Consider the following 14243-nt stretch of genomic DNA (forward strand, 5'->3'; position numbering starts at 1 on the left):
TTTCATTTTGGAGAAGAATTCATTAGAAATTGTTCTTAACTTTATATGATCGTAATTGTTAAATTTTAGTTAGGCACTCACAATACGTATTTTGCTTGAAGCGTTTCATTCAAAATGGAACTTCACTCACAATTTTAATTTCAATACCACTCAACGGTTGTTGAAACTCTAAATAACTCGCATGCAAAGCCATACGCCCTAAATCACTGAGTTTAGGGTTTGGATGATAGAGTTTATCACCTGTGATCGGATGACCTATGGCTTGCATATGTACGCGTAATTGATGTGAACGCCCCGTAATTGGCGTCAACAAGACACGACTAACATCTAAATGCGCATCATAAGCGACCAATTCAAACAGTGTTAAGGCTGATTTTCCAAGTTCAAAATGAACGATTTGTCTCGGTCTGTTTTCCCAGTCCGTAATTAAAGGCAAGTCTACTTGTCCCTGTTGTGCAATTTTACCTTGCACCAGTGCCACATAATTTTTTTTCACGGTGCGCGCTTGGAACATTTTGCTCACAGCCACTTCAGCATCGCGATGTTTTGCAAACATCAAAATTCCAGAGGTTGCCATATCTAAACGATGGGTAATTTTTGCATTTGGATATTGAGCTATCACTCTTAAATACGCACTGTCATGATGCTCAGGCAAGCGTCCTGGCACAGACAATAATCCTGCTGGTTTATCAATGACCACCAAATCATCATCTTCATAGACGATGTTAAGCGGACCTTGAGGTGGCATATATACAAAATTATCGTCTAAAGGCATGTGAACAGAGCATTTCTTTGGGATGCGGAAAAATAGCAACTGATCAACTCAGTGTCAATTTATAAGATGAGCGATTTGAGAACTGAGAATTGAGAATTGAGAATTGAGAACTGAGAATTGAGAATTGAGAATTGAGAATTGAGAATTGAGAATTGAGAATTGAGAATTGAGAATTGAGAATTGAGAATTGAGAATTGAGAATTGAGAATTGAGAATTGAGAATTATAATTTTTTTTAAGAGAATTTTGAGGGTGTCAGGGAAAACATGTTGTTTACTTCAACTATTATAACTTTGTAAGTTATAACCCTATTGCCTATAAACTTCTGGTTTATAGCGTCCTAAGCCGAATCAAGACCTTTTGGGTAAGTACTACACGCACGCCGTACGCAACTGGTAGCAATCTACTCTTTTCGATCCCGTCACACCCTTGAGATATATAATAGCGAGACTGCGTCGGGATTAATTTCCTAAGATTAACGAATTTTAGCATCGAATAAAAAAATATTTCATATCACCTTATAAATATAATATTTTTTCCCAAATAGGTTCATTGATACACTTTTTTTAGCGATTTTTAGCTAAATATTGCAATTAAAATTCAAGTTGACCTTCCATTTTAGAGACTGGCTTGAATCCAAGATGCAATGCTCCACCACAACATCATGGCAAACATGCCACACATAAGATTAGCTATTACTTTTTGTAGTTGAGATAATTCAGATTTATAAATTTTGAGGTTAATTGTATAAGCAATTGCACCGAGTGAACCACCCACAGCACCACCAATAATCAGTAGTAACAACGGCCAGCCTGCCATCATGTGGACTTTAAAAGGAAGTTTTGCGCGGGATTTTTCTTGTACTGTATTCACAGGGTGATCCTATAAGTTTATTTCAGTCTTCAATGAGCTTAAGTGCTATAAATCTAAAGCAAGCTTTAGACCAATGCTGAGCTAAAATAGCTGTAAAATTGATCGTGGTTTTTAAATATTTAAACAATCTCACTTAAAAATCAAAGATATAGTTTATTCAGAAGTCTGTAAATTCAATTCATCCACTGAATAATTTAGATATTTACTTGAACAAACGTCAGAATGATAAACAATATTACAGCTAAACCCATTAAAGGCTGTTTAGGCGCAATACTGTTAATTAATCTGGCAATTCTCTGAGCACTCAGCATAAATAATAGAAAAATCAGTAGTGTTGGTAGCGAAATCACCCACATTATTATGTAATAGATGACAAATAAGCTTGTCAAAATAAGACTACCTACAAGCCCCATAATAATTGGATGATGCATCCCGCTCGGTTCCAAATGCAGTGTCTGTGCGAGCGTGTTGTATATCTGAACAAATATTGCTGTAAAATTTAATGAAAAAAGATAGTCCATTATTCCTGCAATAAAAGGCGTTACACTTAAAAAAGCAACTTGCTTTGCCATCGAAAGGATCATGTTTTTATGATCAATTGTCCAGGTCAAAGACAACCAAACAAATATACAAGCAACGAAAGCAGCGGACAGAAGATGAAGCAAATAAATTTGTGAAGGCCATAATTTTTGGATAACGAGAAATATAATGATAAAAATTATAGATAAGTAACCATGAATCTTCTTCAACAAAAATAAGCCTGATTTTGCATTTGAATCTTTGAGCTTGTGATTCCAATTTGAAAATTTTTTTTCAGTATTTTGTAAAAACCCATCAATCTTTGGATTCTGTCTAATCAGATCACCCAAAAAGTAAAGCCCAATTAAAACTTGAAAAAATGCCAATATATTTTTCATTCTTTATCCGAGTATTTTTAATACTTCTTTTATAAATTTACTGAGCATCAGCTTGACGCTGCTTTTTCTTTTTGAACCAACGTACTGCCCAAACCACACCAATTAGTAAAGCGATCACTACCAATACTGGTATAAAAAATGACAATACGGAAATCACCAATGCGCTGACCCACTCACCTGTAGAAACCACAGGATTTGCCACGCCACCCGTGGTTGCGGTCGATACGCCCCGTGCTGCCACTGTCCCAAGTTGCACTGCTCCTGCTGTTCCACCACCAACGATGATTGCAGCAGCCCAACTTGCAAATTGCGACATTTCGCCAGAGCTTACCGCCATGGTCGTCAATGTTCCAGCCACCATCGCGGCAGGTGTTGCAATGGTGTCGAGTAAGTTGTCTACCCATGGGATGTAATAAGCGCCTATTTCACACAGTGTGGCAAAACCGAGTGCAATACAGACCGCTGGCATCGCCAACCATTCAAAACCTTTTATGGGTTCAAAAATGCCCATAATAGCAGCAATACTCATCACCAATAAGGGAACAAATACGCGGAAGCCACATGCAGCACTCAATCCTATACCAAGACATAAACCGAGTATTGTTTCCATAGCAAACCTTTTTATTTATATGTTTTTAATTTTCTTAAGGTAACAAAAAAGCCCTATGGTGTAATAGGGCTTTTGTTTAAAACAGTGGTGTCTGTTTTAGTGTGTTTGCTTGAGCGAATTATTTTTTAAATTGATTGCTTAAGCATTTGGTACACGGTGGTAAACGATCAGTACCAATTTCTAAGTAAGCACGATGCCCACATTGAACGCAAAAATAGAAACCTGTTCCCGGTTTAGAGCCAGCTGTAACCATTTTTGTTCTCCGTATAATTTTAGAAATGGTGAGATCACTATAACGGAGAATGAATGGCTTTTTATTGTCCATTTCGACAGATGATGATGGCGATTGGGCGAAGATAAATCTAACTAGTTTTCAGATTTTTTTTGCAACTTATATACTTACACATCATTATCTCTTTCTAGTGATTGCCCAATAATAAAATTAGCGATTGCCGAAGGCGCAAGATTATTTTGATAGATTTTAGTTTTGATAGATTTCTCTATTCCTGATAACGTTTTATACCAGTCTCGATACCAATCAATATCATGACTAATCTCATAATATTCAATTCTAGTATTTATAATCAACTTAACTTCATTTCTTGCATTCACAGATAAGTTATCCAAAAACTTAATTGCGTACCCCATATTTCTTCTAATTGTTTCTAACTTAAGATATGCCTCGTAATCGAATTCATCTTTGATATCATCTATCGAATAGATAAGTTGAATTCCTTTCAATTTATCTTCTTTGATAAAATATCCCCAAACTTCACAAAGATCTAACTTTGGTTTTAAAGTTATATGTTTAGCTCTATCAGAAGGATATTTTGATAAAAAAATTTCAAGCTCATCAACAATGATTTTTTTAATGTCTTTTAATCTATTATCAAACTCAGGTAATTTCTTATCTACATATTCTAAAGCAGTAAATATTTCCGCAGATTCTAGAGATTGTGATTGGGCTTTCAGTGCATCTTTACTTTCTCTTAATTCTTTAACCTGATTAAGCAACTCTCTATTTTGTATTAACACAGTGATAATTAACCAAATAAATCCTAGACTCCCTATCATCCCAGCCAACGAATCACCGATTTCATTTAATTCTAAATTCCATATTTCTTTATAAATAGATAACCCTATAAATGTTATTAGAAATATACCTGTAAGATATGATGCAACAACCAAGATTTTTTGGGTTTCTGAATGCCATTTACAAAAACGTCTAAGCATATAATCTTTCTTTACAATCAAATGTTCTAAAAATCAAATCTTTAATTAAAAATTAGTGATTTGTTACCAATTTATCAAATTATGTTACCTGTTAAAAATTCTATCCAAAGCGTTGTAGATTCCATCTACTTCATACATATGTGTTTTTTTAATATCCAAACGACATTTCGAAAGTATTTTTAAAATTTCAACTAAGCTATGCATCATAAAAATCTAAAAAATCCGAATTAATATATCTTTATTTTTATATTCATTTATAAAATATTGAATTTATTAGAAATCATATTCTATATACTTTTAAAGCTTCTCCCATACCTTCAACTTGCAAATAATAAGACCCATTACTTCTAAAGATAGCGGCTTTGGGACGATATTTATAAACATATTTATATTTATAAGATGCTAACTTCCATATACTTCCATTATCAAGTTCATAAGTTTTATCACCATCCCACCCTTCAAATTCGTCAACAATTCTAGATTCATATATTTTTTCCATTTTTCTTCTCTTATTAAAGACCCTACTCTAAAGTAGGGTCTTTTTTAACTAAATTCAACAACTTTTAACTTAACTCTTTAAGCGATTGAACCTTCTAAAAAGTCCTGTGCAAAGCGTTGCAATACCCCACCCGCTTCATACACAGACACTTCTTCTTCGGTATCCAAACGACACGTAACAGGCACTTCAATCGTTTGATTTTTACCATCCACCGTTGAACGCTCAATAACTAAAGTCAAAGTCGAACGAGGTGCAATATTCCCAATCACGCTATACAGCTCTGTACCATCCAAACCTAAAGTTTTACGGTCAGTTCCTGCCTTAAACTCAAGCGGTAATACGCCCATACCGACTAAGTTGGTACGGTGGATACGCTCAAAACCTTCCGCCACAATCGCTTCAACACCTGCAAGGCGCACACCTTTCGCAGCCCAGTCACGACTAGAACCTTGTCCGTAATCTTTCCCTGCAATAATAATTAAAGGCTGTTTACGGTTCATGTAGGTTTCAATCGCTTCCCACATACGCATCACTTCGCCTTCAGGCTCTACACGCGCTTTTGAACCTTGCTTAATCGTACCGTCCGAACGTACCACCATTTCGTTATACAATTTCGGATTGGCAAAGGTCGCACGTTGTGCCGTTAAATGGTCACCACGGTGCGTTGCATATGAGTTAAAGTCTTCCTCAGGCACGCCCATTTTATGTAGATATTCACCTGCTGCCGAATCCATCATAATCGCATTCGATGGTGATAAATGGTCTGTGGTGATGTTATCGCCTAAAATCGCAAGCGGACGCATATTGGCTAAAGTACGTGGTGCTGCAAGTGCGCCTTCCCAATATGGCGGACGGCGGATATAAGTACTTTGCGGACGCCAATCATACAATGGGCTTGCAGCTTGAACTTTCTCACCCAAATCAAACATTGGGATATACACTTTCTTAAATTGCTCAGGTTTTACCGCAACTTTTACCAGTGCATCAATTTCTTCATCAGATGGCCAAATGTCTTTGAGGTAAATTGGGTTACCGTCTTTATCGTACCCTAGCGCATCAGTTTCGATGTCAAACCGAATCGTCCCTGCAATCGCATACGCCACAACTAAAGGTGGAGATGCCAAGAACGCTTGTTTTGCATAAGGATGGATACGACCATCAAAGTTACGGTTACCTGATAAAACAGCCGTTGCGTAGAGGTCACGGTCGATAATTTCTTGTTGGATTTTTGGATCTAACGCACCTGACATCCCGTTACATGTGGTACATGCATACGCCACGATACCAAAACCGAGTTTTTCTAAATCACCGAGTACACCTGCTTCTTCTAAATACAATGCTGCTGCTTTAGAACCCGGTGCAAAAGATGATTTCACCCATGGTTTGCGTACCAAACCTAATTCATTCGCTTTACGAGCAAGCAAGCCTGCTGCCACTGTATTACGTGGGTTTGATGTATTGGTACATGATGTAATTGCAGCGATGATGATTGCACCATCAGGCATTAAGCCTTCTGCTTCTTGAGCACGTGCTGCTTCTAAATTGCCTGCAATGCCTTTCGCTTTTAAATCGCTTGTCGACACACGCGCATGTGGATTAGATGGCCCTGCAATGTTACGCGTCACAGTCGATAAATCAAAACGGAGTACACGTGGGTACTCGGCTTTAGTCATATCACTTGCCCAAAGACCAATTTCTTTGGCATAGCTTTCAACAAGCTTCACTTGCTCAGGCTCACGACCTGTAAGGGTTAAATAATCAATGGTATTTTGGTCAATATAGAACATCGCAGCCGTTGCACCGTATTCAGGGGTCATATTGGAGATGGTTGCACGGTCACCAATCGACATGGTGTCCGCACCTTCGCCAAAGAACTCTAAATAAGCACCGACTACACGTTCTTTACGCAAGAACTCAGTTAAAGCCAATACGATATCAGTTGCGGTAATACCCGGCTTACGCTGACCAATCAGTTCCACGCCGATAATGTCAGGGAGACGCATCCAAGATGCACGGCCAAGCATCACGTTTTCAGCTTCTAAGCCACCGACACCAATTGAAATGACACCTAAAGCATCGGTATGTGGGGTATGTGAATCAGTACCCACACACGTATCAGGGAAAGCTACGCCACCACGGTTTTGAATCACTGGAGACATTTTCTCCAAGTTGATTTGATGCATGATGCCATTACCCGCAGGGATTACATCAACATTTTCAAAGGCAGTTTTGGTCCATTCAATAAAATGGAAACGGTCTTCATTACGGCGATCTTCCACTGCACGGTTTTTCTCAAATGCATCAGGATCAAAACCACCGTACTCGACTGCGAGTGAGTGATCGACAATCAGCTGAGTTGGTACCACTGGATTGACTTTAGATGGGTCTCCACCTTGATCGGCAATCGCATCACGCAAACCTGCAAGGTCCACCAATGCTGTTTGACCTAAAATATCGTGGCAGACCACACGTGCTGGATACCAAGGGAAATCGTGGTCTTGTTTGTTAAAGATTAATTCTTTAAGAGACTGCTCTAAAATTGTAGGGTCGCAACGGCGTACCAATTGCTCTGCAAGCACTTTAGAAGTATATGGGAGTTTTGCGTATGCGCCTGGCTGAATATCTTCAACGGCTTGACGCACATCATAATATTCGAGCTGGGTACCTTGCAGTGGTTTACGGTAGTTGTTATTCATCGCGTTCCTGCCTTGCCTTGAGCATCTTTTTTCTAAACTTTCTAAACATTTTGTTGTTGATGAGATTTCATCATTTGTGATGGCATAGTACACTGCTGAAAGTCCATTTCCCAAATCTTATATATTTCATATACTTAGGTATAAAAAATAGGGTTTTTGAAATATTTTGTTTCAAATAACACAGTTAAATTAGCGGTTATGTGCTTTTTTTTGAAAAATAGTGGAAAATTGGGATAATTCTTTAGTATTAGATTCAGATTCGAGCATAGAAAATGAACAATTTATCTTTCTCCTCATTTACGCTTAATGGCGTGGATGCTCAAAAATTTTTACAAGGTCAAGTGACGTTGCATGTTGAACGCCTTGAGGAAAATATCACGCGCTACACAGCAATTTGTGATTTAAAAGGTCGAATTCACTTTGGTTTATGGCTAACAAAGCTGAATCCTGAAAGCTTCGTCATTGTAACCACTCAAGATCAAGCTGAAGAATTTTCCAAACACATTAAAAAATTCGGTGCTTTTTCCAAAATGAAACTTGAAGAAGCTAGTCAGGTCTATCCTACGCTTCAAGGTGACACCACAACGTTCTCAGCAGAAGTAACAGATATTGCCGCTTGGCAAGTTCAGGCCATTCAACATGGTCAAGCTTACATTGATCAAGCCATTGAACACGTGTTCCAACCCCAAGAACTTCGTTTACATCAACGCGAAGGCGTTCACTACGACAAGGGTTGTTACTTGGGTCAGGAAGTGATTGCACGTTTATGGTTTAAAGCTAAACCGAAAGCGTGGTTACATTTAATTCAGGGTACAGGTGCTGTACCTGCAGAAGCTGAACAACTCGATAAAAGTGTACAAATCGTTAATAGTGCGGCATTTGAAAACGGTTATATCGCTTTAGTGGTGGCACGCCCTGAAGCATTAGAAGAGTTAGACGTGACTGTTTTAGATTTGCCTGAGTATTTAAATGGTGATGTGGCTAGACCACAGTAAAATAATCTAAAAAAACCTCCATTTAGGAGGTTTTTTTATTAACTAATAGGCTGAGGATTTGGAACATATTTCCGATAAATGATCAGGTTTAATATGACCAATACAGCACAACACCAGTACATAAATTCAAAGCTCCATTGTGCAATAACCAATCCCATTACAACTGAACCAACTGCCAGACCAATATCAAAACAAATAAAGAATGTTGATATTGCATGCCCCATCCGATGTTTATCTACGGTTTGAATGGTGAGCGTTTGCAAACAAGGAAATACTGAACCATATCCAATTCCAATAAAAATTGCAGATAACCACAACATCCACTGATTATTGACTAGTGTTACGACCACAAGTCCAATCGCAAAAAATATGAAAGAAGGGACGATAACAGCACTCGGACCTTGACGATCATAAATTTTACCGACCCAAGGTCTTACAATTAACATCGACGCCGCAAACAATATAAAAAATACACTGGTGTACGCCAGCAGTTGTTTGCTCTCACTATAAACCGTAATAAAACTGGTAATACTCGAGTAAGCAAAAGCTGTAAGTAAAGCAACACCACTTACAGCAAAAACTTTAGGCTCAAGAAAATCGTCTAGCTTAAAACCTTTTTTATTCATTTTATTTTGCTGAGGTATCTGATTCGCTGGAATATTTAATAGCCAGCTAAAAATTAGACCTAAACTGATGAGCACCGCGAGAGCACCGAATAAAATTTGGAAGCTATAAAATTGAATCATGGTGAGCGCAATTAACGGTCCAAATACCACACCTAGGTTTGTGGACATCACATAATAGCCCATGCCTTCACCTTTACGATGCTCAGGAATAAAGTCATTCGCGACTGGAACAGCCACAGTGGTCAACACACTAAACCATATCCCATGTAAAAATCGTATAAGCAACAATGACCACATGTTATCAATGAATAAATAAGCAAATGCAAAGACCGCAAAAAACGTGCTCGATCCACGCATAGTGAGTCGCTTACCCATTTTTTGAATGATCATGCCTGAAAATGGTCGTACTGCTATTGATGAGGCGAGAAAAAGCGTTAACGCTAATCCTGCTTCTTCAACTGATCCCGCTAAGTCCTTCACAATGTAAATCGGAAGGACAGCCAACATGGCAAAGTAGTAAATAAAAACAAATAAATTATTTAATACACACAAGATAAATGAACGATTCCAAAGTCGTTCGGTGGTTACACTCATGAAAATCTACTCTTGTCGCATTAATGTTTAGGCGTGAGGACGTAATGGATCTAAACTCAGTTTGACCAATTGACGGATATAGTGCTCATCAGGCAAATGATTAAAGAAAATAATTTGGTAATGAATAGGACCATACAGTCGATCAAGTACCAAATCATAGTGATCATGTTCAATCAGCTCCCCCGCCTCAATCGCCTGTTGGATCAGTTGATGCAGTTGAACTCGTTTAGGTAATAAATATTGCTTGAAGAATGTTGCAGCTAATTCACGATGATTCGCCATAACCACCAACATCGCTCGTCCCACTGGATGATCTAAAGCCTTAGCCAAACGAAGCAATTGTTGATTAAGATTTTGTTCAAGGTCGAGCTCTGGCTCAAACTCAAAAATTGAGAGTGTGAGCTCTTTAAAGGTGTCCAGAACCAATTCAGATTTATGTGACCACCATCGATAAATAGTCGACTTTCCCACTCCAGCACGTGAAGCAATGTCTTCTACTGTCAGTTGGTGATATTCCACTTCATTCAAAGCCTGTTTGACTGAAGCTAAAATACATGATCGGCGTCGTGCACTTTTGTCATCGACTGTCATGAAATCCTCACAAATAAAACGATACGTTTCGTATCGTTTTATAATAGAGTTTTTTTATTGATAAAGATATGAAAATAAGACCAAGGCGTTAGATGAAATAGATTTTAACTGTCAATCGATTGAGAGATGACTCATAAAAAACCTCCTATATCGCTAGGAGGTTTATTCTAAAAGCCATGAAATAATTTATTCATATCCTTCACCACATAATCTTTAAAATGAAATGCTCTCGCGTGTTTAGCATCAAACTTTACGGTTAAATCACCTTTTTGGAATACATACACTCGATTCTCCTGACTCACCAAATACTGCTCGCCAAGTTTCAATAAGAGCGCATCTATCTTTTGTTCATCTGGGATTGAATCATCTTGAAAAACTTTATCGTAATTACGTTTAATGCCTTTTATAAACATCGTTGACCACCTCATTGCACAATGCGTATTTAAGCAAAACCATCGAAGAACTACTAGTGCATTAAAATTTTGGTTAAATCCATATATTCAAGGCTGAACAACATAAATCCAGTATCGTTTATATGCACACATTGCAATAATCAGACTTTATTCACAAAGCGAAGCTAAATTTGAAGGATGTATACATATTATATATTTACATTCACATAATTCGGACTATGATTAAATGGTATAAAACTCTATTTACATCAAATAAATAGGGTTGCTTTTAAGATAGGTATAAAACAATTATGAAAAAAATATTATGTGGTGCTTTACTCGCTGTTGCCACCTCATTTAGCTTCGCTGCCGCACCAGTCGATCCTGTATTCAGCAAAGTACAGGAACTGATTCAAGCAAAGAATTACAATGCGGCCTACCAAGAACTTGAACGCTTATCAAAAGCTGGGAATCCTCAAGCGACTTATAACTTGGCATATCTGACCCAAGCTGGTCAAGGAACCAAACAAGACAACAAAAAAGCAGTACAACTTTATGAACAAGCTGGCACTGCAGGCTATCCTCTAGCCAATTATGTATTGGCGCAAAACTATGCCACTGGTGGCTTGGGTCTGACCAAAAATGAAAAAAAATCTCGTGAATACCTAGACAAAGCTGCGGCTCAAGGTTTTGAAGATGCGATTGTTGAATCTGCGGTTCTGCTGTTCTCTGAAGGCAAAGAACAATCTGATAAGCTCGCGTTACAAAAACTTGATCCTTTAATTAAGAAAGGAAGTTATCCAGCCATTCATGCTCGTGCTTTATACGATATTTCATTAGGCTTCAAAACTAAAACTGAAGCGCCTGTGAAAAAAGGTTTAGCGAGCATTCAAGATTTAGGTAAAAAAGGATACATCCCTGCGCTTATGGCCATTGGTAATATGTTCGTAAACGGGAATATCGTTCCGCAAAACCTACCTGAAGCAAAAAAAATATTTAGTGCTTTAGCAGATGAAAATATTCCTCAAGCCAAGGAAAATCTAGCGATCGTGAACAAACTGATTGCTGAGAATGCAAAAAAACCTGCAGCAAATACGAAAGCTAAATCATAAGCATTAATTTAAATTTTAAACCGATGCTCAAATACAAAAACCCTATCACGAGATAGGGTTTTCTTATATGAAAAGGATATTTATGATTACATTCTAAGTTTTATTCAATTACCACCATAAAATAATTAATCCAGCAGTCACAATAAATCCAATCACTGTACTCATCAATAAAGGTGTAATTGCACGATCATTGAGCCCATACGCTTGTCCCAACATTCCAAATAATGCAGGTGTAGGTAAAGCTGCAATCAATGTCCCTACATACACGATATCCATCGGTGCTTGAGCAATAAATCGTAGAGTCAAATACATGAGTATTGGAAAAATAAAGTTGGATGATAGAACAATATAAAGACTCTGCTGGTTGACATATTTTAAGGTTAAACCTGCGACGCTCCCGCCAATCACAAATAACGCCAAAGGAGATGCCGTCTGACCAATCATTAAGAAAACTTGATCTATATAATGCGGCAGTTTAACCTGAAAAACCGCGCACAAAATTCCGATTACCACACCAATAAACAATGGATTTTTACATAGATTTATAAAGTTATTTTTTAATGTATTGAGTAGTGCTTGCTGATTTTGAGCTTGCAAGCCCGCAATAAATAAAGCTGCAGGAACAAGAAAAACACTTTCGATAATTACGATTAAAGAAGTAAAGGCAAGCGCGATATGACCAATCAATAGACTTAAAATGGCTGTACCAAGTAATCCAGTATTAGACATTGAAGCTCCAATCGAGAGAATGGCAGCATCACTTAAATTGTTTTTAAAATGCTTTACCAAAACCCCTAAAGCGATTGCAAATACAAAGGCGGTCACCACAATATAACTGTAAAAAAGTTCAGGTTGCCATATCGCATCAAGATCTTTTGATGAAAGCGCTTGTAAAAATAGAGCAGGTAAAGCGACTCGAATGACGAATGTACCAACAATAGAGACTTGTTCCTTGCTAAGTAAATTCAGTTTAACCGAGGCATATCCCGAAAAAAGCAGTAAAAAAATCGGAATAATGACCGATAAAACCATGACTTAGCATCCCTAGCTATTGTATGAGTTAGTCAAATTATCATACAACAGCCGTAATTACCCAGGATGACTTTTTAAGTATACCTTTATGCCTATTTTATCTATCAGCATATGGCTTAAATAATGATTTCACATCATGCGGTTGGCATCGTAAATATTGCGGACTAATTTCAACCTCTGCTTTTAATTGAGCAGCAGCATGCCATGGCCATCTTGGATTAAATAGTATTGCCCTTGCGAGCCCGATTGCATCAGCTTTGCCTTGTTGTAAGACATCTTCCGCCTGTTGAGGTTCAGTGATCAGCCCAACAGCAATCACTGGAATGTCTACGTGTTTCTTGATTGCTTCCGCAAATGGAACTTGGTAATTAGGACCAATCTGAATATTTTGATCGACATGTAATCCACCAGATGATGCATGGATATAAACGGCACCAAGTTTTTCTAATGCCTTTGATAACCCAATTGAGTCATCAATATTCCATCCCTTTTCTTGCTCCATCCAGTCTGTTGCAGACAAACGAACACCGATTGGATAGTTGTCTGGAACAGCATTTTTGATCGCCTGAAAAACCTCTAAAGTTAGACGAATGCGATTCTCAAAACTTCCACCATATTCATCTGTTCTTCGATTAGATAAAGGGGACATAAATTGATGTAATAGATAACCATGAGCCGCGTGGACTTCGATGAGATCAAAACCTGCATCTACAGATCTGACTGCTGCAGTTGCAAAGTCATCGATAATTTTTTTGATTTCCTCGATACTTAATTCATGAGGAGCCTGATCATCTGGATTAAATGGTAAATCACTTGCAGATACCGTTTGCCAGCCATGTTCATGATTCGATGAGAATTGACCACGTCCCAACCATGGTTTATCAGTTGAAGCTTTACGTCCCGCGTGCGCTAACTGAATGGCGATTGGCGTTGGAGCAATCGATTTTACCTTATCAATCAATGCTTTTAATTGTGCACGTTGTAAATCATTCCATAACCCTAAATCTGCAAAACTGATACGACCTACAGCTTGTACCGCAGTTGCTTCAATAATATATAATCCAGCTCCCGACAATGCATAACTCGCCCATTGTTGTTCATGCCAAAAACTATGCTCCCCTGCTTCATTCGCAGAATACTGACACATGGGAGCAATAATAATTCTATTTTTGAGTGATAAATTTCCGAATTGAATTGGCTCAAATAATTTTGCCACACTGAATCTCCCTGATTTTAAATTGATTTATTTGTAGCAGTGTACAACGCATTTACGTGATAAATCATCTAAGTTCATTTCAT

15 protein-coding genes are annotated in these 14243 nt (G+C 37.9%); 2 read left to right on the forward strand and 13 right to left on the reverse strand.

Annotated elements, in window-relative coordinates; translation table 11 throughout:
- Nucleotides 1–109 precede the first annotated feature (109 nt).
- From AC1M9K_RS10410 to acnD, 8 genes are all read right to left on the reverse strand, one after another.
- Complete coding sequence (locus AC1M9K_RS10410) at nt 110–775, reverse strand: RluA family pseudouridine synthase (RefSeq protein ID WP_180028302.1); 666 nt, start codon at nt 773–775, stop codon at nt 110–112.
- Nucleotides 776–1392: 617 nt separating this feature from the next.
- Nucleotides 1393–1596, reverse strand: a complete 204-nt coding sequence (locus AC1M9K_RS10415) for a hypothetical protein (RefSeq protein ID WP_180028325.1) — start codon at nt 1594–1596, stop codon at nt 1393–1395.
- A gap of 245 nt (nt 1597–1841) precedes the next feature.
- A complete protein-coding gene (locus AC1M9K_RS10420; protein WP_481589221.1) occupies nt 1842–2564 on the reverse strand; it encodes a hypothetical protein in 723 nt (240 codons plus the stop codon).
- 37 nt (nt 2565–2601) lie between these two features.
- Nucleotides 2602–3174 carry a DUF4126 domain-containing protein gene (locus AC1M9K_RS10425; RefSeq protein ID WP_481589222.1) on the reverse strand — a complete coding sequence of 191 codons (573 nt, stop codon included), beginning with the start codon at nt 3172–3174 and terminating at the stop codon, nt 2602–2604.
- A 118-nt stretch (nt 3175–3292) separates the two neighbouring features.
- Nucleotides 3293–3499: a zinc ribbon-containing protein gene (locus AC1M9K_RS10430; RefSeq protein ID WP_481589223.1), complete on the reverse strand. Its 207-nt coding sequence runs from the start codon at nt 3497–3499 to the stop codon at nt 3293–3295.
- Between the two features lie 74 nt (nt 3500–3573).
- Complete coding sequence (locus tag AC1M9K_RS10435) at nt 3574–4407, reverse strand: hypothetical protein (RefSeq protein ID WP_481589224.1); 834 nt, start codon at nt 4405–4407, stop codon at nt 3574–3576.
- Nucleotides 4408–4687: 280 nt separating this feature from the next.
- Complete coding sequence (locus tag AC1M9K_RS10440; protein WP_481589225.1) at nt 4688–4906, reverse strand: hypothetical protein; 219 nt, start codon at nt 4904–4906, stop codon at nt 4688–4690.
- 77 nt (nt 4907–4983) lie between these two features.
- Nucleotides 4984–7602: a Fe/S-dependent 2-methylisocitrate dehydratase AcnD gene (gene acnD, locus AC1M9K_RS10445; protein ID WP_481589226.1), complete on the reverse strand. Its 2619-nt coding sequence runs from the start codon at nt 7600–7602 to the stop codon at nt 4984–4986.
- 272 nt (nt 7603–7874) lie between these two features.
- On the opposite strand from acnD, the gene ygfZ reads away from it, so the two are divergent.
- Nucleotides 7875–8597, forward strand: a complete 723-nt coding sequence (ygfZ, locus tag AC1M9K_RS10450; protein ID WP_481589227.1) for a CAF17-like 4Fe-4S cluster assembly/insertion protein YgfZ — start codon at nt 7875–7877, stop codon at nt 8595–8597.
- Between the two features lie 38 nt (nt 8598–8635).
- On the opposite strand, the gene AC1M9K_RS10455 is transcribed toward ygfZ, so the two are convergent.
- From AC1M9K_RS10455 to AC1M9K_RS10465, 3 genes are all read right to left on the reverse strand, one after another.
- Nucleotides 8636–9817, reverse strand: a complete 1182-nt coding sequence (locus tag AC1M9K_RS10455; RefSeq protein WP_481589228.1) for an MFS transporter — start codon at nt 9815–9817, stop codon at nt 8636–8638.
- A gap of 27 nt (nt 9818–9844) precedes the next feature.
- Nucleotides 9845–10408: a TetR/AcrR family transcriptional regulator gene (locus tag AC1M9K_RS10460; RefSeq protein WP_092767505.1), complete on the reverse strand. Its 564-nt coding sequence runs from the start codon at nt 10406–10408 to the stop codon at nt 9845–9847.
- 167 nt (nt 10409–10575) lie between these two features.
- Nucleotides 10576–10821 carry a hypothetical protein gene (locus AC1M9K_RS10465; RefSeq protein WP_092767507.1) on the reverse strand — a complete coding sequence of 82 codons (246 nt, stop codon included), beginning with the start codon at nt 10819–10821 and terminating at the stop codon, nt 10576–10578.
- Nucleotides 10822–11111: 290 nt separating this feature from the next.
- Here AC1M9K_RS10465 and AC1M9K_RS10470 point away from each other — a divergent pair, with 290 nt between their 5' ends.
- Nucleotides 11112–11912, forward strand: a complete 801-nt coding sequence (locus AC1M9K_RS10470; protein ID WP_481589229.1) for a tetratricopeptide repeat protein — start codon at nt 11112–11114, stop codon at nt 11910–11912.
- 108 nt (nt 11913–12020) lie between these two features.
- Here AC1M9K_RS10470 and AC1M9K_RS10475 read toward each other — a convergent pair whose 3' ends face one another.
- Nucleotides 12021–12944: an AEC family transporter gene (locus tag AC1M9K_RS10475; RefSeq protein WP_481589230.1), complete on the reverse strand. Its 924-nt coding sequence runs from the start codon at nt 12942–12944 to the stop codon at nt 12021–12023.
- Nucleotides 12945–13041: 97 nt separating this feature from the next.
- On the reverse strand, nt 13042–14160 hold the full coding sequence (locus AC1M9K_RS10480; protein ID WP_481589231.1) for an NADH:flavin oxidoreductase/NADH oxidase: 1119 nt from the start codon (nt 14158–14160) through the stop codon (nt 13042–13044).
- Nucleotides 14161–14243 lie beyond the last annotated feature (83 nt).

The organism is Acinetobacter sp. 24-47-67 (assembly GCF_056779735.1).

Bases quoted from the DNA above. Each gene is read 5' to 3' on its own strand.
- AC1M9K_RS10410 (WP_180028302.1), bottom strand. From the start codon at position 775: ATGCCTTTAGACGATAATTTTGTATATATGCCACCTCAAGGTCCGCTT.
- AC1M9K_RS10415 (WP_180028325.1), bottom strand. From the start codon at position 1,596: ATGATGGCAGGCTGGCCGTTGTTACTACTGATTATTGGTGGTGCTGTG.
- AC1M9K_RS10420 (WP_481589221.1), bottom strand. From the start codon at position 2,564: ATGAAAAATATATTGGCATTTTTTCAAGTTTTAATTGGGCTTTACTTT.
- AC1M9K_RS10425 (WP_481589222.1), bottom strand. From the start codon at position 3,174: ATGGAAACAATACTCGGTTTATGTCTTGGTATAGGATTGAGTGCTGCA.
- AC1M9K_RS10430 (WP_481589223.1), bottom strand. From the start codon at position 3,499: ATGGACAATAAAAAGCCATTCATTCTCCGTTATAGTGATCTCACCATT.
- AC1M9K_RS10435 (WP_481589224.1), bottom strand. From the start codon at position 4,407: ATGCTTAGACGTTTTTGTAAATGGCATTCAGAAACCCAAAAAATCTTG.
- AC1M9K_RS10440 (WP_481589225.1), bottom strand. From the start codon at position 4,906: ATGGAAAAAATATATGAATCTAGAATTGTTGACGAATTTGAAGGGTGG.
- acnD (WP_481589226.1), bottom strand. From the start codon at position 7,602: ATGAATAACAACTACCGTAAACCACTGCAAGGTACCCAGCTCGAATAT.
- ygfZ (WP_481589227.1), top strand. From the start codon at position 7,875: ATGAACAATTTATCTTTCTCCTCATTTACGCTTAATGGCGTGGATGCT.
- AC1M9K_RS10455 (WP_481589228.1), bottom strand. From the start codon at position 9,817: ATGAGTGTAACCACCGAACGACTTTGGAATCGTTCATTTATCTTGTGT.
- AC1M9K_RS10460 (WP_092767505.1), bottom strand. From the start codon at position 10,408: ATGACAGTCGATGACAAAAGTGCACGACGCCGATCATGTATTTTAGCT.
- AC1M9K_RS10465 (WP_092767507.1), bottom strand. From the start codon at position 10,821: ATGTTTATAAAAGGCATTAAACGTAATTACGATAAAGTTTTTCAAGAT.
- AC1M9K_RS10470 (WP_481589229.1), top strand. From the start codon at position 11,112: ATGAAAAAAATATTATGTGGTGCTTTACTCGCTGTTGCCACCTCATTT.
- AC1M9K_RS10475 (WP_481589230.1), bottom strand. From the start codon at position 12,944: ATGGTTTTATCGGTCATTATTCCGATTTTTTTACTGCTTTTTTCGGGA.